At 36.1% G+C, this 26578-nt stretch carries 19 protein-coding genes, 2 tRNA genes and 3 pseudogenes; 9 read left to right on the top strand and 15 right to left on the bottom strand.

From position 1 onward, the window contains the following. Nucleotides 1-175: 175 nt before the first annotated feature. Nucleotides 176-4503: pseudogene (dnaE, locus tag BSU00_RS05940) on the bottom strand (DNA polymerase III subunit alpha). A gap of 226 nt (nt 4504-4729) precedes the next feature. On the opposite strand from dnaE, the gene BSU00_RS05935 reads away from it, so the two are divergent. The 3 genes from BSU00_RS05935 (at nt 4730) to rimM (ending at nt 6110) form a co-directional block, all read left to right on the top strand. Continuing rightward, entirely contained in the window at nt 4730-4921 is a 192-nt protein-coding gene (locus BSU00_RS05935; RefSeq protein WP_105003565.1) for a cold-shock protein, read from the top strand. A gap of 142 nt (nt 4922-5063) precedes the next feature. Further along, nucleotides 5064-5567, top strand: coding sequence for a 30S ribosomal protein S16 (locus tag BSU00_RS05930; protein WP_105003918.1), 504 nt, complete (start codon nt 5064-5066; stop codon nt 5565-5567). A gap of 15 nt (nt 5568-5582) precedes the next feature. Beyond that, nucleotides 5583-6110 carry a ribosome maturation factor RimM gene (gene rimM / locus BSU00_RS05925; protein WP_105003917.1) on the top strand — a complete coding sequence of 176 codons (528 nt, stop codon included), beginning with the start codon at nt 5583-5585 and terminating at the stop codon, nt 6108-6110. Between the two features lie 61 nt (nt 6111-6171). On the opposite strand, the gene BSU00_RS05920 is transcribed toward rimM, so the two are convergent. Next, nucleotides 6172-6675, bottom strand: coding sequence for a GNAT family N-acetyltransferase (locus BSU00_RS05920; protein ID WP_146104808.1), 504 nt, complete (start codon nt 6673-6675; stop codon nt 6172-6174). Between the two features lie 62 nt (nt 6676-6737). On the opposite strand from BSU00_RS05920, the gene BSU00_RS05915 reads away from it, so the two are divergent. Continuing rightward, the gene (locus BSU00_RS05915; RefSeq protein ID WP_105003563.1) at nt 6738-7328 is read left to right on the top strand and encodes an alkylphosphonate utilization protein; all 591 of its coding nucleotides are present in this window, start codon (nt 6738-6740) and stop codon (nt 7326-7328) included. Between the two features lie 67 nt (nt 7329-7395). On the opposite strand, the gene BSU00_RS05910 is transcribed toward BSU00_RS05915, so the two are convergent. Next, nucleotides 7396-8445, bottom strand: a complete 1050-nt coding sequence (locus BSU00_RS05910) for a nucleoid-associated protein (RefSeq protein ID WP_105003562.1) — start codon at nt 8443-8445, stop codon at nt 7396-7398. A 58-nt stretch (nt 8446-8503) separates the two neighbouring features. Between BSU00_RS05910 and BSU00_RS05905 the strand changes: the two genes are divergently transcribed. Continuing rightward, a complete protein-coding gene (locus tag BSU00_RS05905; protein ID WP_105003561.1) occupies nt 8504-9031 on the top strand; it encodes a hypothetical protein in 528 nt (175 codons plus the stop codon). Between the two features lie 15 nt (nt 9032-9046). Here BSU00_RS05905 and BSU00_RS05900 read toward each other — a convergent pair whose 3' ends face one another. Then, the gene (locus BSU00_RS05900; RefSeq protein WP_233188612.1) at nt 9047-9631 is read right to left on the bottom strand and encodes a ribonuclease HII; all 585 of its coding nucleotides are present in this window, start codon (nt 9629-9631) and stop codon (nt 9047-9049) included. Between the two features lie 91 nt (nt 9632-9722). On the opposite strand from BSU00_RS05900, the gene BSU00_RS05895 reads away from it, so the two are divergent. Next, nucleotides 9723-11666 carry a putative porin gene (locus BSU00_RS05895; RefSeq protein ID WP_233188611.1) on the top strand — a complete coding sequence of 648 codons (1944 nt, stop codon included), beginning with the start codon at nt 9723-9725 and terminating at the stop codon, nt 11664-11666. A gap of 241 nt (nt 11667-11907) precedes the next feature. On the opposite strand, the gene BSU00_RS05890 is transcribed toward BSU00_RS05895, so the two are convergent. Next, a tRNA-Asn gene (locus BSU00_RS05890) sits at nt 11908-11981 on the bottom strand. 49 nt (nt 11982-12030) lie between these two features. Further along, nucleotides 12031-12104, bottom strand: a tRNA-Asn gene (locus tag BSU00_RS05885). A 265-nt stretch (nt 12105-12369) separates the two neighbouring features. Between BSU00_RS05885 and BSU00_RS05880 the strand changes: the two genes are divergently transcribed. Further along, nucleotides 12370-15099 (top strand): 2-oxoglutarate dehydrogenase E1 component, encoded by a 2730-nt coding sequence (locus BSU00_RS05880; protein WP_105003916.1) that lies wholly within the window; start codon nt 12370-12372, stop codon nt 15097-15099. Between the two features lie 71 nt (nt 15100-15170). Beyond that, on the top strand, nt 15171-16376 hold the full coding sequence (gene odhB / locus BSU00_RS05875; RefSeq protein ID WP_105003559.1) for a 2-oxoglutarate dehydrogenase complex dihydrolipoyllysine-residue succinyltransferase: 1206 nt from the start codon (nt 15171-15173) through the stop codon (nt 16374-16376). A gap of 228 nt (nt 16377-16604) precedes the next feature. Here the strand turns inward: odhB and sufD are convergent. The 9 genes and pseudogenes from sufD to BSU00_RS05835 form a co-directional block, all read right to left on the bottom strand. Then, nucleotides 16605-17917 (bottom strand): annotated as a pseudogene (gene sufD / locus BSU00_RS05870) (Fe-S cluster assembly protein SufD). A gap of 69 nt (nt 17918-17986) precedes the next feature. Continuing rightward, the gene (sufC, locus tag BSU00_RS05865) at nt 17987-18739 is read right to left on the bottom strand and encodes a Fe-S cluster assembly ATPase SufC (RefSeq protein WP_105003558.1); all 753 of its coding nucleotides are present in this window, start codon (nt 18737-18739) and stop codon (nt 17987-17989) included. Between the two features lie 65 nt (nt 18740-18804). Then, the gene (gene sufB, locus BSU00_RS05860; protein ID WP_105003557.1) at nt 18805-20253 is read right to left on the bottom strand and encodes a Fe-S cluster assembly protein SufB; all 1449 of its coding nucleotides are present in this window, start codon (nt 20251-20253) and stop codon (nt 18805-18807) included. Between the two features lie 21 nt (nt 20254-20274). Next, nucleotides 20275-20604: an iron-sulfur cluster assembly accessory protein gene (locus BSU00_RS05855; protein WP_105003556.1), complete on the bottom strand. Its 330-nt coding sequence runs from the start codon at nt 20602-20604 to the stop codon at nt 20275-20277. 114 nt (nt 20605-20718) lie between these two features. Next, a complete protein-coding gene (locus BSU00_RS05850) occupies nt 20719-21774 on the bottom strand; it encodes a cytochrome-c peroxidase (RefSeq protein WP_105003555.1) in 1056 nt (351 codons plus the stop codon). A 3-nt stretch (nt 21775-21777) separates the two neighbouring features. Beyond that, the gene (locus BSU00_RS05845) at nt 21778-22533 is read right to left on the bottom strand and encodes an MbnP family protein (protein ID WP_105003554.1); all 756 of its coding nucleotides are present in this window, start codon (nt 22531-22533) and stop codon (nt 21778-21780) included. A gap of 2 nt (nt 22534-22535) precedes the next feature. Next, entirely contained in the window at nt 22536-23861 is a 1326-nt protein-coding gene (locus tag BSU00_RS05840; protein WP_105003553.1) for a hypothetical protein, read from the bottom strand. A 6-nt stretch (nt 23862-23867) separates the two neighbouring features. Further along, on the bottom strand, nt 23868-24092 hold the full coding sequence (locus tag BSU00_RS13230) for a T9SS type A sorting domain-containing protein (RefSeq protein WP_233188663.1): 225 nt from the start codon (nt 24090-24092) through the stop codon (nt 23868-23870). 99 nt (nt 24093-24191) lie between these two features. Continuing rightward, a pseudogene (locus BSU00_RS05835) lies at nt 24192-25330 on the bottom strand (choice-of-anchor B family protein); the annotation flags it as partial. 181 nt (nt 25331-25511) lie between these two features. On the opposite strand from BSU00_RS05835, the gene thiL reads away from it, so the two are divergent. Continuing rightward, entirely contained in the window at nt 25512-26558 is a 1047-nt protein-coding gene (gene thiL, locus BSU00_RS05830; protein ID WP_105003552.1) for a thiamine-phosphate kinase, read from the top strand. The last annotated feature ends 20 nt before the right edge of the window (nt 26559-26578 follow it).

Genomic DNA, 26578 nt, shown 5'->3' with positions numbered 1-26578 from the left:
TAAACGAGCTTCCATGTTACCTTCGACTCCCTTTGGTCTCTTGTGAAGGCATGTTTTTAGTAGATATCCGATTAGAGGGTTACATATTTGTAATTATCCCGCACTAGCTGTAGTGCTTTATTTAATTATACTGCTCGATCTACCCAAAACCTGAGAGGGCTTCGCAATTCCTACATTAGTTTAGTTTGTATTGTATGTATTGTTCGTCTAAGGCTTTTAAGAATTCATTAGAAATTTTGATCTTGGTATTTCTACTCGGTAAATTTAGTTCTATTTTCTCTTCCGAATCCCATATGGTAAAGTGTAAATTTTGCACTCCTTTATTCGTGACAAATAAATGCTGTAAATTTTTGATACGACTCTCTTGAATGTCTTTTAATGGTATTTTAATGGTGATCTTCTTACACATTTTATCCATGATGTCGTGCAATAGGGTAAACTCCACGAAAGAAACTCTCGGGTCACCTTTTACTCCTTCTCGGTTGGTCCAGCCTGGTTTAATGGTAGTCTTTACAAAAATAAAGGAATTAGGTACTAAAAAGTGTTTGAATTTTAGGTACTCCTCTCCAAAAATTCTAAATTCAAAACTGTCGTTATAATCTTCTATTATAAAGGAGGCCCAGCCTTTTCCTGCTTTTGAGATTCTGTGCTCTACACTAGAGATAATTCCGGCAAAACTAAGCGATATGCCTCGTATTTGGGTAAGTTTTTGAAGTATGCTAGTGTTGCGTTACAGAACTTTATTTCGTTTTTAAAGTCGTCTAGTGGATGTGCAGAAATGTACATTCCTATAACTTCTTTTTCTTTGGCTAATAATTCCATAGTTCCCCAGGTATCACATTCTGGAATTATTGGTTCTGGAAGTTCTACTGCCGAAGCCTCTCCAAATAAAGAAACCTGAGACGAATTTTTATTTTCTTGAAATTTATTGCCAAATCGAAGTGCTTTTTCCAAAAACGTCTGGGATTTTTCATCTTGTACAAAGTATTGCGCTCTATGGGTTTTAGTGAAAGAATCAAAACCACCGGCAAGAATTAAACCTTCAAATGCTTTTTTATTAGCAACGCGTAAGTCTACTCGCTTGGCAAGGTCAAAAACAGAAGAGAAATTTCCGTTTTCTTTTCTTTCGTTAATAATTGCTTTTACAGCACTACCACCAACCCCCTTAATCGCGGCCATACCAAAACGAACCGCTCCTTCTTTATTTACTGAGAATTTTGAGAACGATTCGTTCACATCAGGGCCAAGTACTTCGAGTCCCATACGTTTGCACTCTTCCATAAAAAACGACACGGTTTTAATGTCATTCATATTATTTGATAAGACAGCCGCCATATATTCTGCAGGATAGTGAGCTTTTAAATATGCTGTTTGGTAGGCAACCCAGGCGTAACAGGTAGAGTGCGACTTGTTAAAAGCATAAGAAGCAAAGGCTTCCCAATCTTTCCAGATTTTCTCTAATTTTTCTTCATTATGTCCATTAGAGGCAGCTTGTGTAATAAACTTAGGTTTCATTTTTTCCAGAACAGCAATCTGTTTCTTTCCCATCGCTTTTCGAAGTACATCTGCTTCCCCCTTAGTAAAGTCTGCTAGCTTTTGTGACAATAACATTACTTGTTCCTGATACACGGTAATACCATAGGTTTCCGCAAGGTACTCTTCCATAGCTGGAAGGTCGTACTCTATGGCCTCTTCACCGTGTTTTCGGCGAATAAAGGAAGGAATGTATTCTAAGGGTCCAGGACGGTATAAGGCATTCATGGCAATTAAATCTGCAAAAACAGTAGGCTTTAGCTCGCGCATGTATTTTTGCATTCCTGGGGATTCGTATTGAAATATTCCAACGGTTTCTCCTCGCTGGAAAAGCTCGTATGTTTTGGTATCGTCAATAGGGAATGCTTCCGGGTCTAAAGTAACATTATGTCTTGCTTTGACGATCTTGACAGTGTCTTTAATAAGTGTTAAGGTTTTTAATCCCAAAAAATCCATCTTTAAAAGGCCAGCACTTTCTACAACACTGTTGTCAAACTGAGTAACATACATGTCGGAATCTTTAGCTAGTGCCACAGGAACGAACTTTGTGATATCGTCTGGTGTAATAATGACACCACAGGCATGAATACCTGTATTTCTTACGGAGCCTTCTAGAATTCTGGCTTTATTAATAGTTTCTGCTGTTAAATCGGAACCGTCAGAGAGTCGTTTTAGTTCGTTTACCAGTTCCATTTCTTCAGAACGAAGTTTTTCTTTAAGAGATTTTTCATCTAGAGAAAATATCTTTTTCAACTTCATTCCAGGAATAAGTTTGGCAATTCGATCTGCTTCAAAAAGCGGTAAATCGAGAACTCTTGCTGTATCTCGGATAGAGCTCTTTGCTGCCATTGTCCCGTAGGTGATGATTTGAGCTACCTGATTGGCACCATATTTATCGATAACATAGTCCAGGACTCTACTTCGTCCTTCGTCGTCAAAATCAATATCGATATCCGGCATAGACACACGTTCCGGATTGAGAAATCGCTCAAAAAGTAGATCGTATTTTATTGGGTCTATGTTGGTAATCCATAAACAGTATGCTACTACACTTCCTGCTGCAGATCCTCTACCGGGCCCAACAGATACATTCATATTCCTAGCCTCACGAATAAAATCCTCTACAATTAAAAAATATCCTGGATATCCTGTTTTTTCGATTACCTCGAGTTCAAAGTCTAGACGTTCTCGTATACTGTCCGTTATTTCTCCATATCGTTTTTTAGCTCCTTCATAGGTAAGATGGCGAAGAAAGTTGTTTTCCCCTCTTTTTCCACCATCTTCATTGTCTTTAGTATCTGTGAATTCCTCTGGAATATCAAACGCAGGTAACAAAACATCGCGTGCAAGCGTAAAAGCCTCTACTTTATTAACGATCTCTTGAATATTAATAATCGATTCAGGAACATCTGCAAAGAGAGTCTTCATTTCCTCCGAGGACTTGAAATAATACTCGTTATTTGGTAAACCATAGCGATACCCCCTTCCTCTACCTTTTGGAGTTGCTTGTTTTTCTCCATCTTTAACACAAAGAAGAATGTCATGTGCATTAGCGTCTTCCTTGTTTAGGTAAAAAGTATTGTTGGAAGCTATAACTTTAATATCGTGTTTTTTAGAAAATGCTAAAAGTGTCTTATTAACAACCTCTTCATCTTCTTGCCCGTGGCGCATCATTTCAATGTAAAGGTCTTCTCCAAATTCTTCTTTCCACCAAAGTAATGCTTCTTCTGCTTGTTGTTCACCGATATTTAAGATTTTGCTGGGAACCTCTCCATATAAATTACCGGTTAATACAATAATGTCGTCTTTATATTTTTTAATTATTTCTCTGTCTATTCTAGGAACGTAGTAGAAACCATCTACAAACGCAATAGAAGACATCTTGGCTAAATTGTGGTATCCATTTTTATTTTTGGCTAGTAAAACAATTTGATAGCCGTTATCTTTTCTAGTTTTATCGGAGTGATTTTCACAAACAAAAAATTCACATCCTAGAATAGGTTTTATTTGGTTTTCGGCAGATTTATTGTGTTTTACCGTTTCATTCACAAAATGGAATGCTGCCATCATGTTTCCCGTATCGGTAAGCGCTACTGCAGACATTCCGTCATTTGCGGCTGCTTTTATAATATTCCCTATTTGAATCGTAGATTGTAACACAGAAAATTGAGAGTGGTTGTGTAAATGTGCAAATTTTACGTCTTTAAGATTTGCTAAACCTTCCTGTTTTGATTTTGTTGAAGAAGTTTCGGATTCTGAAGTTTTTCTTTTTCGAATCTTTTCACTCTCCTTTTTAAGATTTACATGTTGTAGTCCAATGACCTTTATAGGTAAAGGATTGGCTTCTTTATAGTTGTTAAAATAGTCTTGGGAAACTTCGAGCTGTTCCTTGGTGAATTGTTCTTGTCGTATAAGCTCCAAAAAACATCTCGTCGTCGCTTCTACATCCGCAGTAGCATTGTGTGCCTCTCCAAATCCAGTTCCAAACAAATACTGGTGTAATTCTGTAAGGGTAGGGAGTTTGAATTTTCCGCCACGACCACCAGGAATCTGACACAGCTTTGCCGTATGTTCTGTACAAGTATCTAAAATGGGAAGTTCGGCAAGTTTAGTAGCCATTCCGATACGGTGAAATTCACAGCCCATAATGTTGATGTCGAACCCAACATTTTGCCCAACAATAAATTTTGTTTTATCTAGAGCCTCCTTGAATAGACGCGCTCCCTCTTCTAGTTCTATCCCCTGCTCTAGCGCTAAATCTGTTGAAATTCCATGAATTCGTTCTGCGTCGTAAGGTACGTTAAAGCCATTTGGCTTTATAAGGAAGTCATTGTGTTCTATCAAAGCACCGAATTCATCATGTAATTGCCATGCGATCTGAATTGCTCTTGGCCAGTTGTCAGTGTCTGTTATTGGAGCGTTCCAGCTTTTTGGAAGACCAGTAGTTTCGGTGTCGAATATTAAATACATGAAAGATGTTTTGTAGATTGTGTTTTAAATCTATAGATAAACAAAAGTACAAAGAATTTAAGTTTACCGAGGAATTAATTACTATGGTGCAAACACGTTTGGTACTTTAGGTTTACAATTTGCAGTTGTCTTGAAATAATAATTATTTTTTGAAAAAAGATAGAAAAAGAAGCTGTATATCAATTTAATAAAAGTACATTTGCACTTTAATATAATATTTTTTACAATGAAACAAGGAACGGTAAAGTTCTTCAATGAGTCTAAAGGTTTTGGATTCATTATCGAATCAGATTCAAACGCAGAACATTTTGTACACATCTCAGGTCTAATTGACGAAGTTAGAGAAGGAGATACTGTAGAGTTCGAATTAAAAGAGGGAAAAAAAGGATTAAACGCAGTAAGTGTTAGATTAATATAATATCCACACAATTTAATTTTTTTAAGCATCTGTTTTTCAGGTGCTTTTTTGTTGCAATAAAGACTAGTTATCTAAAAATAATTGTTTAAATTTGCGCACTCAAATTAATAATCAAGGTACGCGTACCTTAAAAATTAAAATTATGCCTGTAAAAATTAGATTACAAAGACACGGTAAAAAAGGAAAACCATTTTACTGGGTAGTAGCAGCCGATTCAAGATCCAAAAGAGATGGACGTTTCTTAGAGAAATTAGGAACTTACAATCCAAATACTAATCCTGCTACGATTAACTTAGACGTTGATTCAGCGGTGCAATGGTTGCAAAATGGAGCACAACCAACAGATACAGCGAGAGCTATTTTATCTTACAAAGGTGCACTATTAAAAAACCACCTCGCTGGTGGAGTAAGAAAAGGAGCGCTAACAGAAGAGCAAGCAGAAGCGAAGTTTACTGCTTGGTTGGAAGAAAAAGCTGGTAAAGTTTCTAGTAAGAGTGAGGGGCTTGAAAAAGCAAAAGAAGAAGCTAAGAAACAAGCATTAGAAGCCGAAAAAGCAGTTAATGAAGCTCGTATCGCAGCTAAAACACCAGAAGTTGCAGATACAGAAGAAGTTGCTGAAGAAGCAGGAGCAGATAGCGAAGAGTAAAATTCGAAAACGATGATGCAAAAGAAAGATTGTTTTTACTTAGGCAAAATCGTAAAAAAACATAGTTTTAAAGGGGAAGTCGTTATCAAATTGGATACAGACGAACCTTATCTATATGAAAATTTGGAATCAGTTTTTGTCGACTTAGGCAATAATCTGATTCCTTTTTTTATTGAAAAGTCATCGTTGAGCAAAAGCACCATGTTTCGTGTAAAGTTTGAGGATGTTAATACGGAACAAGACGCAGAGGCAATTATTAGAGCTGGCGTTTACCTTCCGTTAACTTTATTGCCTGAATTATCTGGAAATCAATTCTACTATCATGAGGTAATTGGATTTCGAGTTATCGATAGTGAGTTTGGAGCGTTAGGAATAGTTAAAAGTATTAACGATACTGCAGCCCAACCACTTTTTGAGATAGATTACAATGGTAAAGAGGTTTTTATTCCGTTAATTGACGATTTCATTAAAAAGGTAGACCGTCAAAATAAAACGATTGCGGTAACTACTCCTGATGGTCTGATTGCTTTGTATTTAGAATAATAGTAAAGGTTTTTTATTTCTTTTTACTACTTCCCAAATTGTAATCTTTTATCATATCTCGCTAAAAGTTGTACTCGTACATACAATCCATTTTTTCTTTTTGAATTTCTTTTAGCCCTACATAAGTAAAGTGTAATTTTTCCAAGACGCGTTGTGATGCTGTGTTTTTTGGAGAGGTTAAGGCTATAATTTTCGATTCTTTTAAAACGTTATTTGCATAATACATCATATGACGTGTAGCCTCAGTCGCATAACCTTTTCCTCTTCCTGCTGGAAGAAATGCATAACCGATATCTTTATAGGCTGTTTCTTTTCTTTGTAGGATGCTAGAGACACCAATTGGTTTATTAGAACTAGCCTCAATTACAGTAAAAAAACCCATTCCTGCAACGCAATATTCTGGAATTACCTTTTTCTCTAAATAGTGTTTTACCTGTTGCACGTTATTCAGCCCTTTATCATTGATGTTTGCAATGAAACCAGGATCCTTAAATAAATCTAAGTAAAAAGCGGCGTCGCTAGCTTTTACTTCTCTTAGGATTAATCTTTCTGTTTGTATTCGCATACCTTGGTTATAATTTAGTGCAATTAAAACTGTACTTTTGACCACTAAAATAGTCAATAGAAATGAGTTTAATCCAAGAGTTACAAAATAGAAGTGACAAAAAGTGTGAATTGTGTGGGGCAACTAGTTCTTTAGAAGTTTACGAGGTAAAGCCTGTTTCTACTGGTGGTGTTGATGGTAGTATATTCGCATGTTCTGCATGTGTTTCTCAAATAGAAGAGGATACAAATATTGAAGTGAACCATTGGCATTGTCTCAACGATAGTATGTGGAGTCCATACACTCCTGTAAAAGTGGTTGTATGGCGAATGTTACATCGATTAAAGCCGGAAGGATGGTCGCGTGATTTGTTAGATATGATGTATATGGAAGAAGAAGAACTGCGTTTTGCCCAGGCAAGTGGCGATCATCTTGAAGATACGGATAAGGTAATTCATCGCGATGTTAATGGCGTTGTTCTTAAGTCTGGAGATAGTGTTATTTTGATAAAAGATTTAAAGGTAAAAGGGTCTAGTATGGTTGCAAAACAGGGAACCGTGGTTCGCAGAATTGCACTAGATCACGAGAATGACAAGTTTATTGAAGGAAGAGTAGGACCAACACAGATAGTAATTGTAACCGATTACGTAAAAAAGATGGCGGAAAAAGAATAGTTACTGGAACAGCATAAAATTTTAATACAAGGTATAAGTATCTATCACCTTTATTGAAGTTAACCTTTTATTTTTCTGCATTGTAATACACTTTGTAATATTTCATTTTTTTCTCCTCATCAAAGCCTCTCTCTAAATATTCCGAAGAGGCGTCTGGAGCATCTACATCAATTTTAATTTGAATATTAGTATCTAGTTTTATTTCCGTTTTGAATTTGCTCTTTTCTTTTTTTAATACTGCATCCGATACCTCAAAATTATTTCGAATAAGAACATCGTTAAGTTTTTCAAAGTGCTTTTTATAGTCTTCAAACATGTCTTTATGTTTGTCTTCTACAAAAACATCGTCTTTAAAATTATGATAGTCCACGCTTTCGTGTTCCTTAAAATAATCTACGGTGTTGGCTAAAAATGTACTTTGTTCTTGTTTTCCAAGTTCTGGTTTGATAATTTCTTCTGAAAACTCCTTGCAAAGTTCCAAATAGTTTTGGGTGTGAAGGTTTCTGTCGTCGGCATATTTTACACTTAAGAAATTTTTAATCCAATATTGGGCATCATAATTATTGTTGTCTACAGACAATACAACAGTCCCTTCAGTATCTGTTGTATTAAGAATTAAACAGCCTTTGTCTAGTTTTTTAGTTGAAATTCCTTTTTGAACCACCACATCAAAACTTTCCTCGTCTAAATAGGTTTGGAAAAAATCGACTTTACTTTCAATTTTAAAAATCCCAACGGCCTCTGTTTGGATGTCTTTGTATTCAATACCTTCAAAGTACGCTACAATAACATCCCCTGTTTTTATGTTGGCAGAGTTAGATTGCTCGTATAAATGGGTAACAATATTTTTAGAATGGGTAATGAACGTAGCTTCGTCTTCAAAAATATCAGAAGAATATTTGTTTAGCTCATTTAAACGAACATCTGCATGGTGGTTAAAGCGATAACTTTGTGTGATTGATCCAAAAGGCTTCAGTAAAAAGGGTACGAGCAATTCATAACTTTCTTCATCAAAGCGAACTAGGTTTTCTGAAAAAGCATTCTGTCCACTGTTGTACTTATTCGCTACCTTATGGATTATACATTTGCTAAGTTCTGCTCGTGTTCTTTTAATCATTTTATATTAAATTAGAAGGCAAAAATAAGTATTTTAGAGTCTCAAAAAATAATAGATTATGAAATTATTAGGAATAGGGTCACGATTAAATCATCCAGAGTTTGGTTTTGGTGTAGTAACCAATGTAGATAGCAAACATTATTGGGTAACATTTCAAGAAAAAGGATTAGAAACTATTGCATTAGATGATGATTTTGAGCTTATTGAATTGGTTAATCAAGAGGTAGACACTGTTAGTTTTTACGAAGTGGAAACTTCGTTGCGAAAAATACTAAAACAATGGAGTGATGTTAGTGAGATTGTACCTATTGCAGATAAATTTAAAGGGGGTAAGTTAATTATAGAGCCTTCCGATACAAATTTAACGTCGAAGGAAATTCCCATCGACACTTTTTTTCATAAAATCGTGATGGTAAGAGATCGAATTCGTGTTATGGAGCAAAAGATCAATGCCAACAAACAGTTAGATGATCAAGATAAAATTGATTTACAACAATACATTACAAGAATATATGGTAGTTTAACAACTTTTAATGTTTTGTTTAAGTTAAAATCAGATCATTTTGTTGGCGTGAAATCGACCTAAATCAGAAAGGAAGTTTTAGTTGTTCCGGAAGTAATTTGAATGATTTTCTGTGGTACCTTGTAGCGCCATATTTTCGAATTGCGTTTCGGTGTTCTTTAGTTGGGTAACCTTTGTTTTTTTCCAATTATATTCCGGAAATTCTGCATCAATTTTTTGCATAAAATCATCTCGATATGTTTTTGCTAAAATTGAAGCTGCAGCGATGCTTTGGTATTTAGCATCTCCTTTTATAATTGTCTTATGTGGTATTTCAGGATAAGGATTGAACTTATTGCCATCCACAATAATAAAGGTCGGTGTTGTATCGAGCTTTGCGATAGCTCTATGCATGCCGGTTATGGAGGCTTGTAATACATTTATCTTGTCTACTTCTTCTTCATGGACAAATGCAACTCCGTAAGCGATAGCTTGCTCTTCAATGAAAAGGCGAAGAATTTTACGGTTTTTTTCTGAAATTTGCTTTGAATCGTTTAATAGGGGATGATTAAACTTTTCGGGAAGTATTACTGCAGCGGCAACTACAGGGCCAGATAAGCATCCTCTTCCTGCTTCATCTGCACCTGCCTCGAGTAAAGTGCCGCTGTAATTTGATTTTAACACAATACAAATTAACAGTTTTACAAGTAAATATTGGCGATTTTTCTCATTTTATTATTTTACTTTTGTCGTTATGAAGAAAATGTTTTTGATTTTGGTTTTCTGTATATTTGGTGCTTCCGTATTCTCGCAAATAAGAACCGTAGAGGGAGGGTATAAGAATCCTAATAAAAATAATATTACAAGCAAACGCATGGATTCGTTAAACAATGGCGAGCTGGAGGTAATATTAGACGGAAAGACGAAATATACAGATTATAAAATCATTTCCCATCGAAAGGATACTACGATTGTAGATACTACCCTAACACTCCAAAAACACTACCGATTTAACTTTTTGAGAAAAGATGATTTCGAGTTATTAGCATTTCATAACCAAGGACAAACATTTAATAGTTTGGCGTATGATTTTAGTAAAAATTCTATCATTCCGGATATTGGATTTACAGCGAAACAGTTCAATTACATCGGTATAGAAGATGTTAAATACTACCAAGTTCCCACACCAACTACAGAGATTATGTATCGAACCGGATTGGAGCAAGGGCAGGTTGTGGATGCTGTTTTTACTGCAAATTTCTCTAAGCGATTAAACGTTGCATTGGCCTATAAAGGGCTTCGCTCCTTAGGAGCTTACAGAAGATCTTTATCTAGTACTGGAAATTTTAGATTGAGTTTTCACTATGAAACACCAGAAAGTCAATATAGTATTCGAGGGCATGCAGTAAATCAAGATTTTTTAAACCAAGAAAGCGGGGGATTAACAGAAGTTTCCATGCAATATTTTTTGAATGATGATCCTACTTTTAGCAATGATAGAGGTCGTTTAGACGTTAATTTTAACGACGCAGAAAGTTTGTTTGAAAGTAAGCGTTTGTATTTTGAGCACGATTTTAAAATACTATCCTCCAAAGATAGTCTTGGAGATAAAGACTTTTCCAACCTTAAGATAGGGCATGCGTTTACACGAGACTCCAAGTTTTTTACCTTCAGTCAAACCACTCCCTCTGATTTGATAGATGTAAATAGAATTACCGGATCGGTAAATAACAGAACCAATTATCTCTTATACGACAACCAACTGTTTCTCGATTTTAATTCTAAATATGTTTTGGGTAAATTTCGAGTAAAAACGACCTATAAGACCTACACGTATGGTTACGAAAGCTTGCAGAACAATACGGTTTCTATGACGAGAAACCAGTTACGAGGAAATGCGGTCTCTTTTGGAGCTAATTGGAATGGTAGAATTAAGAATTTTTACATTAATGCCTCGACATCAATAACTCCAGGGAAAGCTAGATTAGCAGGGAATGATTTTTACGCAGAAGCACTGTACAAAAAGGATAGTCTTTTAAAAGTAAAGGCCCGATTGAAGATCAATAACAGGTTGCCAAACTTTAATTTTCAACTTTTACAAAGTAACTACAACAAATACAACTGGGAAACCAATATGGCAATTGTTGGAACAAGAGTTATAGGAGGGGAGATAGATACGAAATGGGGTAGTGCCTCTTTAGATATAACAAATATTAACAACCATGCCTATTTTGATGAAAATGGTCTTCCATCACAATACGATGGTCCGGTTAACTATTTAAAAGCTAAGGTCTCTAAGGAGTTTAAGTTTGGAAAATTTGCATTAGATAATACCTTGATGTATCAAAATGTCGCAAATGGAAGTAGTGTTTTACGAGTGCCTGATTTCGTAACTAGGAATACTTTTTATTACGCTGACAATTGGTTTAAGGGAGATCCTATCTACGTACAAATAGGAGCTACATTCAAATATTTCTCGAAATACAATGCCAATGCATTTAATCCACTCCTAGGGGAGTTTACGCTTCAAAATGATAGCGAAATAGGATATCCAATGTTGGATCTATTTTTTAACGGACGTGTGAAAAGAACACGAATTTACTTCAAGGCAGATAATGTGAGTTCTTTCTTTTTAAAGAAAAATTACTTGTCTGCACCAAATTATCCGTATCGTGACTTTGTTATCCGATTCGGATTGGTTTGGAATTGGTTTATATAAACTTCTATAAATATTTTAATTTTTTTTTCAGTCCTGGCAATAAAAATGATTGCCATTGAAACCACACGCACAAGAATTCTACTGCTAGATGGATTTCTGTATGCTTATTTTTTTAATAGGTAATGCTGTGCTTTTTCATAGGTGTATTAGGCAGAGCCATATGGTAAGGCGATCACAGGAAATACGCGAACACCATAAAAAGAAAAAGTTCAACATTACTGTTGAACTTTTTATTAAATTGCTCCTCCTCTTGGGCTCGAACCAAGGACCCTCTGATTAACAGTCAGATGCTCTAACCAACTGAGCTAAGGAGGAATGTTCCTCTAGAACTTGTTTAGAATTAAAGGTTTCTAATGACCTTTTGCTCCTCCTCTTGGGCTCGAACCAAGGACCCTCTGATTAACAGTCAGATGCTCTAACCAACTGAGCTAAGGAGGAATTTAAAACTAATTGTTTTAAAATGCGAGTGCAAATTTAAGTGTTTTTTTTGGTTCTCCAAATAAAATACTATAAAAAAACAGTCTTTACTTAAGGGCTTTTGATAAATATCTTGTAAATAAATAATTTAGTAAGTGTTTATTTTTTTTACAAGAAGTTTTTTTTGGTAAAAAAATCAAATTATAACTAAAAAAAATACGTGTTTTTACTAAAAGTTGTACTTTTGTTTTCATTATTCTTACACAAAGAAAAGTATAACAAAAATATGGACAAGTTTTCGTTCTTAAACGCAGTACATGCCGGATTTATTGGTGATTTGTATGAGCAATATCAAAATAATCCGGATGCGGTAGAACCAAGTTGGAGAAGTTTTTTTCAAGGTTATGATTTAGCTAATGAAGATTATCTTCTCACCGATGAAGAAGTTTCAGTTGAGATTCCACAAGAAGTACGCAAAGAATTTTTAGTAATAGATTTGATAAACGGATACCGTACAAGAGGACATCTGTTTACCAAAACAAATCCAGTTAGAGAAAGGAGAAAATACACTCCAACTCTCGATATAGAGAATTTTGGGTTATCTCAAAGTGATTTGTCTACCGTTTTTAATGCTGGTGAGATTCTAGGAATTGGTCCTAAAACTCTTTCTCAGATCATCGATCATTTAAAAGCCATATACTGTGATAGTATTGGCGTTGAATATATGTACCTGAGAAATCCGGAAGAACTTAAATGGTGGCAGAATCGTTTGAATGAAAACGATAACCACCCAAAGTACTCTGCAGATACTAAAAAGTATATTCTTTCCAAATTGAATCAGGCCGTTGGATTTGAAAGCTTTTTGCAAACCAAATACGTTGGGCAAAAGCGTTTTTCGGTCGAAGGAGGAGAAACTCTGATTCCTGGAATAAGTATAGCGCTTCGGGATGCTGCAGAAAAGTATGGTGTTAAAGAGTGTGTTTTGGGTATGGCCCATAGAGGACGATTAAATACACTAGTTAATATCTTTAAAAAACCAGTTAGAGATTTATTTAGCGAGTTTGAGGGCAAGGATTTCGAAGACCAAGCTATAGCGGGTGATGTTAAGTACCATTTAGGGTTAACACTAAGCAAGCAATACAAGAACGGAGAAGAAATTAAAATGAATTTAGTGCCAAATCCATCGCATCTGGAAACCGTAGACGCGGTTGTAGAGGGGATTGTAAGAGCTAAAGTAGACAATGATTACGAGGGAGACGCTAGTAAAATACTTCCTATCTTAGTGCATGGAGATGCTGCTATAGCTGGGCAAGGTATTGTTTATGAGGTTGTGCAAATGGCGCAGTTAAACGGATACAAAACGGGAGGGACAATTCATGTTGTTGTTAATAATCAAGTTGGGTTTACAACGAATTACTTAGATGCAAGATCTAGTACCTATTGTACAGATATTGCTAAAGTTACCTTATCACCTGTACTTCACGTGAATGCAGATGATGCTGAAGCGGTTTGTCACGCGATGCAGTTAGCTGTTGAGTTTCGAATGAAGTTTAAGCGGGATATATTTATCGATTTGTTAGGATATCGTAAATACGGACATAATGAGGGAGACGAACCAAGATTTACCCAACCTAAATTATACAAGGCTATTGCAAAACACAAGAATCCAAAACTGATTTATGCCGATGCATTAATTGCGCAGAACGTCGTAGACGCCTCTTATGTTAAGCAAATTACCGACGAGTTTAAGGAGATGCTAGAACTTGAATTTCAAGAGTCTAAAAAACAAGAAGTATCTCGAGTAAACGAATTCATGCCAGAGGTTTGGACAGGTTTTCTACGTAAGAAGTTGGAAACAATGTTACAGCCAACAGACACAACGTATAGCCTTTCAAAACTTAAAAATATTGCAAAGGTAGTTTCTACTGTTCCAGAAGGGGTTAAGTTTTTAAGGAAAGCAGAACGTATTTTAAATGATCGTTCTAAAAGAGTTTTTGAAACAAATGCTCTAGATTGGGGGGTTGCAGAGACATTAGCCTACGGAACGTTACTAGAAGAAGGATTTGATGTTCGTATTTCAGGGGAAGACGTGGAAAGAGGAACTTTTTCTCATCGTCATGCTATATTAAGAGATGAGGTTTCGGAGGAAAGAATTAATCTTTTAAATACCAATAAGAACAACAAAGGAGTTATGACTATCTATAACTCCCACCTATCCGAATACGGAGTTTTAGGGTTTGATTACGGGTACGCTATGGCTGCGCCGAATACCCTAACGATATGGGAAGCACAATTTGGAGATTTTGCAAATGGAGCACAAATAATGTTCGACCAGTACATCTCTTCTGCCGAAGACAAGTGGAAGTTGCAAAATGGGTTGGTTGTATTACTACCGCATGGTTATGAAGGGCAAGGTCCAGAGCATTCTTCTGGAAGGATGGAACGCTTTTTACAATCTTGTGCTATTGATAATATGATTGTTGCCAATTGTTCAACTCCTGCTAATATGTATCACATTCTTCGTCGTCAAATGAAGCGTGATTACAGAAAACCACTTATAGTTTTTACACCGAAAAGTTTATTGCGCTTGCCTAAAGCAGTAAGTACGATGGAAGAGCTTGCGGAAGGAACTTTTCAGGAAGTCATTGATGATGTATCTGTAACAAAATCGAAGGTTAAAAAGATGGTGTTCTGTATGGGTAAATTTTACTATGACTTGTTAGAAGCTCGAGAAAGCTTAGGTAGAGAAGATGTTGCTCTAGTTAGAATAGAACAATTATTTCCTCTGCATAATGAAAAAATTAAAGAAATAATGGATTTGTATCCAAATGTAGAGCGTTACGTATGGGCACAAGAAGAACCTAAAAATATGGGAGCTTGGACACATATGCTAGAGCGTTTTGAAAACGCCACCTTAGAATGTGCCTCAAGAGGGTACCATTCCGCACCAGCAGCTGGTTCTAGTGCGAGGTTTAAACGCCGTCATCAAGCAGTAATCGATAAAGTTTTTGATTAATTGTTACATTTGTACCAGCAAATTTGAATAATAGAAACATAAAATAAACGCAGATATAAAATTTAGAACTGATGGTTTTAGAAATGAAAGTTCCTTCTCCGGGGGAATCAATTACCGAAGTAGAAATAGCAACTTGGTTGGTAGAAGATGGCGACTATGTGGAAAAGGATCAGCCGATAGCCGAAGTAGATTCTGATAAAGCAACCCTTGAATTACCAGCAGAAGAAAGTGGTATTATTACTTTAAAAGCGGAAGAGGGAGATGCTGTTGAAGTTGGGGCTGTTGTATGTCTTATTGATAGAAGTGCTGCGAAACCCGAAGGAGCAGAGTCTAAAAAAGAAGCTCCTGCAAAAGTAGAGAAGAAAGAAGTTGTATCAGCAGCACCAGTAAAAGAAACCTATGCATCCGGTACTGCTTCTCCAGCAGCTAAGAAAGTGCTGGCTGAAAAAGGTATAAAAGCTTCTGATGTAAAAGGAACTGGTAAAGATGGACGTGTGACCAAAGAGGATGCTGTTAAAGCGGTGCCTTCTATGGGAACTCCAGGAAATGGCGCTCGCAGTACAGAGCGTAAAAAATTATCTATGTTGCGTAGAAAAGTTGCACAGCGTTTAGTTTCTGTTAAAAATGAAACAGCGATGCTAACTACCTTTAACGAGGTAAATATGCAGCCTATATTTGATTTACGTAACGAATATAAAGAAGCATTTAAAGCAAGGCATGGTGTTGGTTTAGGGTTTATGTCCTTTTTTACTTTGGCAGTAGTTAGGGCTCTTAAAATGTATCCAGACGTGAATTCTATGATCGATGGTGATTTCCAGGTTAAGCACGATTTCCAAGATATTTCTATAGCAGTTTCAGGACCAAAAGGATTAATGGTACCAGTAATAAGAAATGCCGAAAATTTAACCTTTAGAGGTGTAGAAAGTGAAGTAAAAAGATTGGCTATTCGTGCTCGTGAAGGTCAAATTACTGTGGATGAAATGACCGGAGGTACATTTACTATTACCAATGGAGGCGTTTTTGGTTCTATGTTATCGACACCAATAATAAATCCTCCGCAAAGCGGTATATTAGGGATGCATAATATTGTAAATCGTCCTATGGCCGTAAATGGAGAGGTAGTAATTCAACCTATCATGTATGTTGCCTTATCATACGATCATAGAATTATTGATGGAAGAGAGTCTGTTGGTTTCCTAGTTGCAGTTAAAGAGGCCTTAGAGAATCCAGTGGAATTATTGATGGACAACAATCCTACCAAAGCACTAGAAATGTAAACCTTATTATTTTTTGAAATACAGAAAAGCCTACTGGATTCAGTAGGCTTTTTTTATGGATAAAAACACAGTCTTTCGGTTTTCATTGGTTATAACGGTATCCTTTGTTATGCTATACGTATGTTCTCCATGTAATATTATCTAGTAATTGTAGCTTTGCTTCTTAGGTATTTTGACAAAAAAGCTCCGCACCAGCAGAGCTTTTTTTATGTTCTAAGGTTTGTAGTATTAAAGTTCAAATCCGATATTAACACCAAGTTTATTAGCGATTAACTTGGTAATTCTTTTCTTTACTTCAGGAATCTTAACACTCTCTAATACAGTATTAGCAAAAGCGTACATTAATAAGGCTTTCGCTTCTTTCTTAGGAATACCTCGTTGTTGCATGTAAAATAATGCTTGATCGTCTAATTGTCCTATGGTACACCCATGCGAACACTTAACATCATCTGCGAAAATTTCTAATTGGGGTTTAGCGTTTATGGTTGCTTTATCACTTACCAATACATTGTTATTTTGCTGGTACGCATTTGTTTTCTGTGCCTCCTTATTTACTATTACTTTCCCATTGAAAACACCAGTAGACTTGTCATCGTATATACCTTTATAGTCTTGATGACTTTCACAATTTGGCTCGATATGGTGCACAAGTGTATGATGATCTACGTGTTGTTTACCTTCGATAATGGTAATGCCTTTTAAAATAGAATTTATGTGTTCTCCTTTCTGAAAGTAGTTTAAATTATTTCTTGTAATATTTCCTCCGAAAGAAAAAGTATGAACCGCACATTCACTTTCTCGTTGTTGTTCGATATAGGTATTATCTACAAGAGAAGCATTCTTGTTATCGTTCTGGATTTTATAGTAATCTAAGGTCGCATGAACATCGGCATATATTTCAGTAACTACATTGGTCAATACGGCATTGTCCGTTAAACTTTGATGTCGTTCGATGATTTGCACATGTGCGTTATTGTCAAGCACGATTAGATTTCTTGGCTGCACCATAGTGGCCGATTCTTTCCCCGTGGTAAAGTTGATAATTTGAATTGGTTTATCCACTTCAACACCTCTAGGAATGTGAATGAAAGCACCTTCCGTGACAAATGCTGTATTTAAAGAAGTCATGTTATCTTGTTTTGCTATTTTGTTAAAATAGTTTTCGATAACAGGCTTAAATTTTGATTTTGTGAGTGCAGCAGATAAGAGACAGATATCCACCCTTCATGGGTGGTTTCCGATAAAAAAGAGTTGTACTTTCCATCAATTAAGACAATTTTATAACTGTCGATATCATGAATGAAATATTTTTTTACATCTGCTAAGGTAATCGCTGCATCATTTTCTGGAAATATACTATAGTCTTCCTTTAAAACAGAATTTAAGGAGGTGTACTTCCATGCCTCTAATTTTTTAGAGGGAAAACCTAGTTCTTCAAAGTTTTTTAAAGCTTTTGAACGAATGTTATGCAAGTCTGAATTGGTGTTTATTCCATTTTCAAAAGCTACATATGACGACAATAATTTTTCTTTTAACTCCATTGTTACGCGTTGTAAGATTTACAATTTGAATACAAATACTTTTGGTATTTCGTGTTAATTGTAAAGGTATTAACTGTTTACTTCCTCTTTAATCCAGTCATATCCTTGCTCTTCTAATTTTAAAGCTAGGGAAGCATCTCCTGTTTTTACAATTTTTCCATCGTATAAAACGTGAACATAATCGGGAACGATGTAGTCTAATAATCTTTGGTAGTGCGTAATTAAAACCACAGCATTGTCTTCAGACTTTAGTTTGTTAACGCCATTTGCAACAATTCGAAGCGCGTCTATGTCTAATCCAGAATCTGTCTCATCTAAAATGGCTAATTTAGGTTCTAACATTGCCATTTGGAATATTTCATTTCTCTTTTTCTCTCCACCGGAAAAACCTTCATTAAGAGAGCGCGATAAGAACTTGCGATCAATTTCCAACAATTCTGATTTTTCTCGTATTTTCTTTAACATTTCTTTCGCTGGCATTTCCTCTAATCCCTGCGCCTTACGAGATTCATTAATCGCTGTCTTAATGAAGTTTGTTACGGTAACACCCGGGATTTCTACAGGGTATTGAAACGATAAAAATACACCCGCATGAGCTCTTTCTTCAGGTGCTAATTCACTAATGTCATTCCCTTTAAGTTCAATTGTACCCGAGGTAACTTCGTATTCTTCTTTTCCTGCGATTACCGATGACAAGGTACTTTTACCGGCACCATTTGGTCCCATAATGGCGTGTACCTCACCAGCTTTTACTTCTAGATTAATTCCTTTTAGTATGGCTTTATCTTCTACTTCTGCGTGTAAGTTTTCTATTTTTAACATCCTAATATATCCTATTTAAGTGGAAACTTTAGCTTCGTGTTTTTGTTTTTTTTAGTTGGAGTGTATTATCCAACACTTCCCTCCAGGGAAATTTCTAATAGTTTTTGTGCTTCAACGGCAAATTCCATTGGAAGTTTATTTAATACTTCTTTACTAAAGCCATTTACGATAAGTGCTATGGCTTTTTCCGTATCAATTCCTCGTTGGTTACAATAAAATAATTGGTCTTCTCCGATTTTACTTGTCGTTGCCTCATGCTCAACTTGTGCCGTCTTATTTTTGGTTTCTATGTATGGGAAGGTATGTGCACCACAAGCATTTCCCATCAGTAAACTGTCACATTGTGAAAAGTTACGTGCATTTTCAGCTCTTGCGTTTATTTGTACCAAACCTCTGTAACTATTTTGTGATTTACCAGCGGAAATTCCTTTTGAAATAATCGTCGACTTGGTATTTTTACCAATGTGAATCATTTTAGTTCCGGTATCGGCTTGTTGATGATTGTTCGTTACAGCGATAGAGTAAAATTCTCCGACAGAATTGTTTCCTTTCAAAATACAGCTTGGATATTTCCAGGTTACAGCTGATCCAGTTTCAACTTGTGTCCAAGAAATTTTGGCATTGTTCTCACAAATACCGCGTTTGGTTACAAAGTTGTATACGCCTCCTTTACCGAAAGCATCTCCAGGAAACCAGTTTTGTACCGTTGAGTATTTTATTTCAGCGTCGTCTAAAGCGATCAACTCCACCACTGCGGCATGTAATTGGTTTTCATCTCTTTGCGGAGCAGTACATCCTTCTAAATAGGACACATAACTACTTTGATCAGCCACTACAAGCGTTCTTTCAAACTGCCCTGTTCCTCCTTCATTTATGCGAAAATAGGTAGACAACTCCATAGGGCAACGAACGCCTTTCGGAATATAGCAAAATGAACCATCTGAAAATACTGCCGAATTTAGAGCGGCATAAAAGTTATCTGTTGGCGGAACAACGGATCCTATATATTTCTTTACCAAATCCGGATGTTTTTCTATCGCTTCTGAAATTGGCATAAAAATAATGCCTTTTTCTGCTAGGGTTTCCTTAAACGTGGTCGCTACAGAAACGGAATCCATAATTACGTCTACCGCCACGTTAGCCAATCGTTTTTGCTCGTCTAGTGAAATACCAAGTTTTTTGAAGGTATCGAGTAAATCAGGATCTACTTCATCTAAACTTTCTAATTTTGGTTTTTTCTTAGGAGCAGAATAGTACGATATATCCTGGAAGTTTGGCTTAGTATAATTCACATTTGCCCATTCTGGCTCTTCCATTTTCTCCCAAATTCTAAACGCTTCAACGCGCCAATCGGTCATCCATTCTGGTTCGTTTTTCTTTTTTGAAATAGCACGAACTACCTCTTCGTTCAATCCTTTTGGGAAGGTGTCACTTTCAATATCAGTATAAAATCCATACTCATATTCTTTGTCTTTTAGTTCTTCTCGTAAATCGTCTTCTGTGTATTTACTCATTACTTCTGTGTTTGCTGTATATTAAAGCGAAAAACTCTCGCCACATCCGCAGGTTCTATTGGCATTAGGATTGTTAAAAACAAATCCTTTACCATTCAATCCTCCTGAATATTCTAATGTTGTACCAACAAGGTAAAGAAAGCTTTTTTTGTCTACAATAATTTTTACACCATTATCTTCGAAAACCTTGTCATTTTCTTGTTGACTTTTGTCAAAGTTTAAATCATATGATAAGCCTGAGCAACCTCCACTCTTAACACCAACTCTTACATAATCTTCGGTAGCATCGAAACCATCATCTGTCATTAACTCGACAACTTTTCTTTTTGCAGTGTCTGAAACTTTTATCATATTATTTAACGATTAGGTTTTAATCAACTGCAAAGATAATCACAATAAATGATTTTTGTAATTTTTTGAATGAATATCGCTTATGTTTAGATAGAATTTATCGATAATAGTTCTTTATTCCCTAAAATCTGGATTGTTTACGAAGTTATTATCCGTCAGAGTTAGCAAAAAAGCTTTTAAGTCAGACTTATCTTGCCCACTTAAATTTGCACCACCTTTATTAACGTTTTTCATTAGCGGATCAATTGTTGACGATTTTTTCAATCCCTCGGAATAGAAATTAATTACCTCCTCAATGGTCTCAAACCTGCCGTCGTGCATGTATGGAGCTGTGAAAATTAAATTGCGAAGTGAAGGCGTTCTAAATTTACCATTATCATTGGGGTCTCCTGTAACGTTTCCTAAACCAAGATCGGAAAAAACCGCATCCAAACCATTATTTCGGAATTCATTATCGGTCCATAAGGGGTTGTTTTTTCCTCCATGACAATGAAAACAATCTCCTTTATCTTCACTAATAAAAACCGAAAACCCATTTAATTCTTCTTGTGATAATGTTGTCGTACCAAGTAAATATCTGTCAAATTTAGAATCTGCAGATATGAGTGTTCTTTCGAATTGCGCTATGGCTTTGGTTATTGATTCTTGAGTCAGTTTATTTTTGCCAAAAGCCTCTTCAAAAAGCGAGGGATATTCGGGATGGTTTTCTAATTTTTTAAGAACCTCGCTCCAACTACTGTTCATCTCATGCGGATTGTTCACAGGTTCTTTTGCTTGCCTTTCTAAACTGATCTCTTTGCCGTCCCAAGCAAAGCGTTCGTCGTAGTTCCATGCAAGATTAAAAAGCGGCATGGAATTTCTTGTTCCCATGCTGTTATCAACTCCTGTGCTAAATCGATTTTGATCGGTAAATGCATTTTTTGGAGTATGACAACTCGCACAGGAAATACTATTATCTTCAGATAATAATTTTTCAAAAAATAGTTTTTTACCCAAACGAACTCCTTCTACACTTAAAGGATTGTCCTTTGGAATCACTGGGTTGATAATAGTCCTTTTAAAAATTTCTGGTATTTGAAGTTGATAAGGAGTAGGCGAATATTCTTCCATATTACTATCTGAAGAGCAACTGTAGCAAAGCAAAATAAAAGGGAATAGAAATTTCTTCATTTGCTACTGCGATACAGTTCCTAAACTAAATACATTTCTTCCGTTGTCTGAAATTTGTTTTTGTGCCTCAAAATTCATCATTAATTGTGTGTTTAGTTCGTTTAAATCCCACTCATGGGGTTCTTTAAACCATTGCGCTATATTCATCTTTAATTCAATGGTAGCATTTTTAGAAATGGAAATCGTTCCAAAGTTTACTCTAAAGAACGTGTCTTTTGATTCTTGAGTAGCCATATCATAGGCTTGGATAGCATGGAAATTATAGGGAGATTCGTTAAAAAGAGAATCTTTGAACTTGCCGTCTAGTTGCATGAAATGATAGCCGCCACCAAGATTTTCTGGAACGTTCCAATTGGCACTGTTTAAATCAGGATATGCATTATCAATATTATCTTCATTGTTAAATCCAAAGGTACATTCCAGTTTGTAAGGACCCTCAAGGATCGTATTTGGAAGATTAAATAGAATATCTTCCTCTGACGCGAGATCTACCAGTTTGTAGCCATCAAAAGATAGGGTGTCGTTAGCAGAATTAATCAATTCTACTCTAGAGATTAAATACCGCAATCTTTCGATGCTTAATTTTGTTCCTTTTTTATTGGTGAAATCAAGAACATTAAAATCATCCACAGTAACTATCGCTCCATCCCAATTATGTGTGAAACGAAGAGTGACAGAAATTTCATTTACCAATGTATCGTTATCAGAGCTGCAAGCGATACTTAGGCTTACGAAAAGTAGAAGAATAATTTTTTTCATGTCTATTTTAATTTAGAAATTAACATATCAGAAAACCCGCGATTTACAAATATATCATTATTACTACTATTACTTTCTCCGACGGCCACTATTTTTCTATTGGGAAGTTCGATGGCATCGTAGAAAACGTCAATTTCACTACCTCCAATGCTGGTTTGCCAGAGGACAATTCCATTTGGGTCTATTTTTACCACCCACGCATCATTTTGTCCTTTATTCTCTATTGCAGCATCGGAACTTCGCGTACTTCCTGCTATTAAAAAGTTTCCGTCTTGTGTTGGTTTCATGGTGTTTGCTGCGTCAAAATCACTTCCTCCAATCGATTTTTCCCAGAGTAGTTTTCCTTCCGAACTAAGTTTAATGACCCAAACATCAGATCCTCCTCTATTGTTAGTTACTTGTATATCGGAACTCCTGGTATTCCCACTAATTAAAAAATTATTGTCTTCGGTAGCTGCAATAGCTGTTGCTCTATCAATTTCAGAGCCACCCAAACTTCTTTCCCAAATTAAATTCCCAAGAGCATCTATTTTTATTATCCAATAATCATATCCCCCTAAATTATTAGAGATATCTACGTCTTTACTGTCGGAAGCGCCAACAATTAAAAAGCTGTTATCGGAAGCCTCAAGAACAGCACTTGGAGTGTCGGTAAAAGTTCCTCCATAATACCTACTCCATTCTTTTTTTCCACTACTATTTAGTTTGATAACCCAAAAATCTCCCCCCGCATGTTGTATTTTTTCTCGGCTATTGCCTTCTCCTCCTGATGCAGTGACATCGAGTTCTCCAACTAATAAAAATCCGTCATCGGATGTTTGGATCATCGAAGTTCCAAAGTCTCGTCCTTGGTATCCATAGGATTGTTCCCACAAAAGAGTTCCTTCTTCATTAATCTTGGCAACCCAAAAGTCTCTATCTCCAGAATTATTAGAGACATCTCGATCTTTACTTTTACTGTATCCCAGTACCACAAAGCCTCCGTCATCGGTGTGCACTAATTTCGACCCTCTATCGTCATTACTTCCACCCAAGATTTTCTTCCAAAGAAGGCTGTCATTACTGTCGTATTTTAGAACAACAAAATCAAAAGAAAGATCTTCTTTTTCGATAAAATCAAAATCATTGCTTTGCACATATCCGAGAATTGCGTATCCTCCATCTCGTGTTGCGACAACAGATTTCGCAACCTCATTTTTACTTCCTCCTAAAGTGGTCGTAAATTCAATTTCCCCAATAAAATTTGGAGCGAGTGTAATCGTTTCTTTTTGGCATGAGAATAAAAGCAATACTATACAAAATAATGGTAGTCTTTGTTTTGGTCGCAAAAGGATTTATTTTTTGATTACTTTTTTAACAACTCTATCATTTACTTTAACAATATACATGCCCTGTGGATAATTGGCTAAAGGAATAACGAATTGGTTCTCATTTATATTTTCTTTGGTGAGTATTTTTTTTCCTAAAATGGTATACACGGCTAAAGATTGTAACAACCCATCGCTAATTAATATTTTAACGTTAGACGTAGTTGGATTCGGAGTTACAGTAACTTCCACTAGGGGCAATGTGTTAGAACTTGTGGAAAGTGTGTTGTTTTTTCTTACTACGAATAGGCCTTTATTGATATCGTTAACAATTATAGTACCACTAGGAAAATATGGATAGACACTCCAAGCTCCTGCGAAAGAGGTGTTGTTGTTATTTGGATACGTGTCAAAATAGGCTATTTCTTTTACTGAATTATCCTCATTGCTGAGGCTACCTATATTTAAAATACGAATTCCTGCAGTGTAATTTGCCATGTAAAATTCGTCATCCTTTACATAGCCATTATGATCAATTGCTTTTGACGCACCAAAATAGGTAGTGTGTAAGGTTGGGTTATCTAGGTCTTGTAAGTCAAAGATTAAAGTTCTAGTATTCATGCCAAAATTATCTTCATCTAGTTCATCCCCTAGTAAAAAATATTTTTGGTCTTCGGTAAACCAACCTGATGCGTGTATCCTAGTTGCGAATATGTAATCGAGGAAATATTTCTGACGTTTTCTTTATCGGTAACGTCTAATATAACTATTGCATCCTCATTACTCCCTAGGTATATTTCTCTTCCTGTATAATCAGTATCTGGCCCTTCATAGGTAATGACTTGTGCATCGTGTGAATATCCTGCATCTGTGTAGTCTCCTAGACTTTTTGGATTTTTTGGATCGGAAATGTCTACAAATATAGGGCCTCCTCCGTTGGTGCTTTTACACCCTACTAGGTAGGCAATTCCGGTGTCTTCATTTATTACGATGTTATGGCAACTTCCTACCTCTGTGTATATTGTATCTGCGGTGAAATTTTGAGGCGTTGTGACATTTCGTAGCTTAGTTAAGTCAAAAACTTGCATGCCGTGGTTTCCTACGTTGTCTGCTACGATAAAAGCATGGTTTTTATAAATTTTCACATCTCTCCAAAAATTATTATTGGCATTAGAATCCAGTCGTCCTAAAAAAATAGGGTTTATAGGATCTGTAATGTCTACAAATGCAGTACTGTTGGTCATAGCCGCAATGGCATATTCTTTTTGAGTGCTACTGTCTACCCATCCCCAAATATCACTTCCCTCAGGAGGGCTTCCGTTTGCGCTATTATTTTCGTTGGCTAATGTAGCGATTGGAACATGTGATAGTAAATCTATTCCATTACATGGGTATTCTCCAGCAAATCCATTTTCACAAGGTGTTTGTGTATGAATAGAATTGGCAAATAAGAAACAAATGATAAAGATGGGAAGGGAATTTTTTAACATAATTGGTATTGAAGGTTCCTACAAATGTATAAAAAGTAAACAAATGAATCGTAATTAATTAGCCCTTATGCTTTTGAAAAGAGCAAAGAAAAAATAAACAGCAATGAACCGTAACCTACCGCGTTGTGTTATCCTTAGATTTTTCATAGTAGATTTCATAATCTAGTAGTATCTTTGCCCCATGTTAGAAGATAAAAATCAAGAAAAAACGGCTCTCTCATCTTTGGGTGAATTTGGATTAATAAATTATTTGACAAAAAATTTTGGCACCTACCACTCCACCACAATTAAGGGAGTGGGCGATGATGCTGCTGTATTGGCACCGACAGAAAAAGAAACGGTAATCACTACCGATTTATTGGTAGAGGGAATTCATTTTGATTTGAGTTATGTGCCCTTAAAACATTTGGGGTATAAAGCTGTAATGGTTAATTTATCGGATGTTTATGCCATGAATGCATCAGCGAGTCAAATTACGGTTTCTATTGCTGTTTCTAATCGATTTCCGTTAGAGGCATTAGAGGCTTTGTATGCTGGTATTCAGTTAGCCTGTGACACCTATAAAATCGACTTGATTGGCGGAGATACTACCTCTTCTACCAAAGGAATGTTACTTTCTATAACGGCAATAGGGCATGCAAAAAAAGAAGAAATTGTATACAGAAATGGTGCGAAACCAACCGATTTGATAGTCGTTTCCGGTGATTTGGGAGGAGCGTATTTAGGGTTACAAGTTTTAGAAAGAGAAAAGGAAGTTTTTAAGGTGAACCCGCAAAATCAACCCGATTTGGATTCGTACACGTATATCATCGAAAGGCAGTTAAAGCCTGAAGCTCGAAAGGACATTCCGAAGCTTTTAAAAGAGCTCAACGTAAAACCAACAGCCATGATTGATATTTCTGACGGTCTTTCCTCGGAGATTATGCATATTTGTACGAATAGCAAGGCAGGCTGTAAATTATACGAAGATAAATTCCCATTAGACCCACAGGTTATTTCTACTTGTGAGGAGTTTAACATCGATGCTACAATGGTGGCGCTTAGTGGTGGGGAGGATTACGAACTATTATTTACCATTCCAGTAGGAGACTTCGATAAAGTAAAAGGAAATCCTAACCTTTCGGTTATCGGTCATATCACAGAGGAACAACAAGGGATGAATTTGGTAACACGATCTGGTCAAGAATTACCTTTGCAAGCACAAGGTTGGAATTCCTTTCAAGAATAATTAATTTTAATAGTTTATTT

The organism is Tenacibaculum sp. SG-28, from assembly GCF_002954385.1.
Lineage (GTDB): Bacteria > Bacteroidota > Bacteroidia > Flavobacteriales > Flavobacteriaceae > Polaribacter.
This window is presented reverse-complemented; position numbering and strand designations above follow the sequence as displayed.

Bases quoted from the DNA above. Each gene is read 5' to 3' on its own strand.
- thiL (WP_105003552.1), top strand. From the start codon at position 25,512: ATGTTAGAAGATAAAAATCAAGAAAAAACGGCTCTCTCATCTTTGGGT.
- sufB (WP_105003557.1), bottom strand. From the start codon at position 20,253: ATGAGTAAATACACAGAAGACGATTTACGAGAAGAACTAAAAGACAAA.
- odhB (WP_105003559.1), top strand. From the start codon at position 15,171: ATGGTTTTAGAAATGAAAGTTCCTTCTCCGGGGGAATCAATTACCGAA.
- BSU00_RS05905 (WP_105003561.1), top strand. From the start codon at position 8,504: ATGAAATTATTAGGAATAGGGTCACGATTAAATCATCCAGAGTTTGGT.
- BSU00_RS05845 (WP_105003554.1), bottom strand. From the start codon at position 22,533: ATGAAAAAAATTATTCTTCTACTTTTCGTAAGCCTAAGTATCGCTTGC.
- BSU00_RS05855 (WP_105003556.1), bottom strand. From the start codon at position 20,604: ATGATAAAAGTTTCAGACACTGCAAAAAGAAAAGTTGTCGAGTTAATG.
- BSU00_RS05930 (WP_105003918.1), top strand. From the start codon at position 5,064: ATGCCTGTAAAAATTAGATTACAAAGACACGGTAAAAAAGGAAAACCA.
- BSU00_RS05910 (WP_105003562.1), bottom strand. From the start codon at position 8,445: ATGATTAAAAGAACACGAGCAGAACTTAGCAAATGTATAATCCATAAG.
- sufC (WP_105003558.1), bottom strand. From the start codon at position 18,739: ATGTTAAAAATAGAAAACTTACACGCAGAAGTAGAAGATAAAGCCATA.
- BSU00_RS05935 (WP_105003565.1), top strand. From the start codon at position 4,730: ATGAAACAAGGAACGGTAAAGTTCTTCAATGAGTCTAAAGGTTTTGGA.
- rimM (WP_105003917.1), top strand. From the start codon at position 5,583: ATGCAAAAGAAAGATTGTTTTTACTTAGGCAAAATCGTAAAAAAACAT.
- BSU00_RS05920 (WP_146104808.1), bottom strand. From the start codon at position 6,675: ATGCGAATACAAACAGAAAGATTAATCCTAAGAGAAGTAAAAGCTAGC.
- BSU00_RS05915 (WP_105003563.1), top strand. From the start codon at position 6,738: ATGAGTTTAATCCAAGAGTTACAAAATAGAAGTGACAAAAAGTGTGAA.
- BSU00_RS05850 (WP_105003555.1), bottom strand. From the start codon at position 21,774: ATGAAGAAATTTCTATTCCCTTTTATTTTGCTTTGCTACAGTTGCTCT.
- BSU00_RS05880 (WP_105003916.1), top strand. From the start codon at position 12,370: ATGGACAAGTTTTCGTTCTTAAACGCAGTACATGCCGGATTTATTGGT.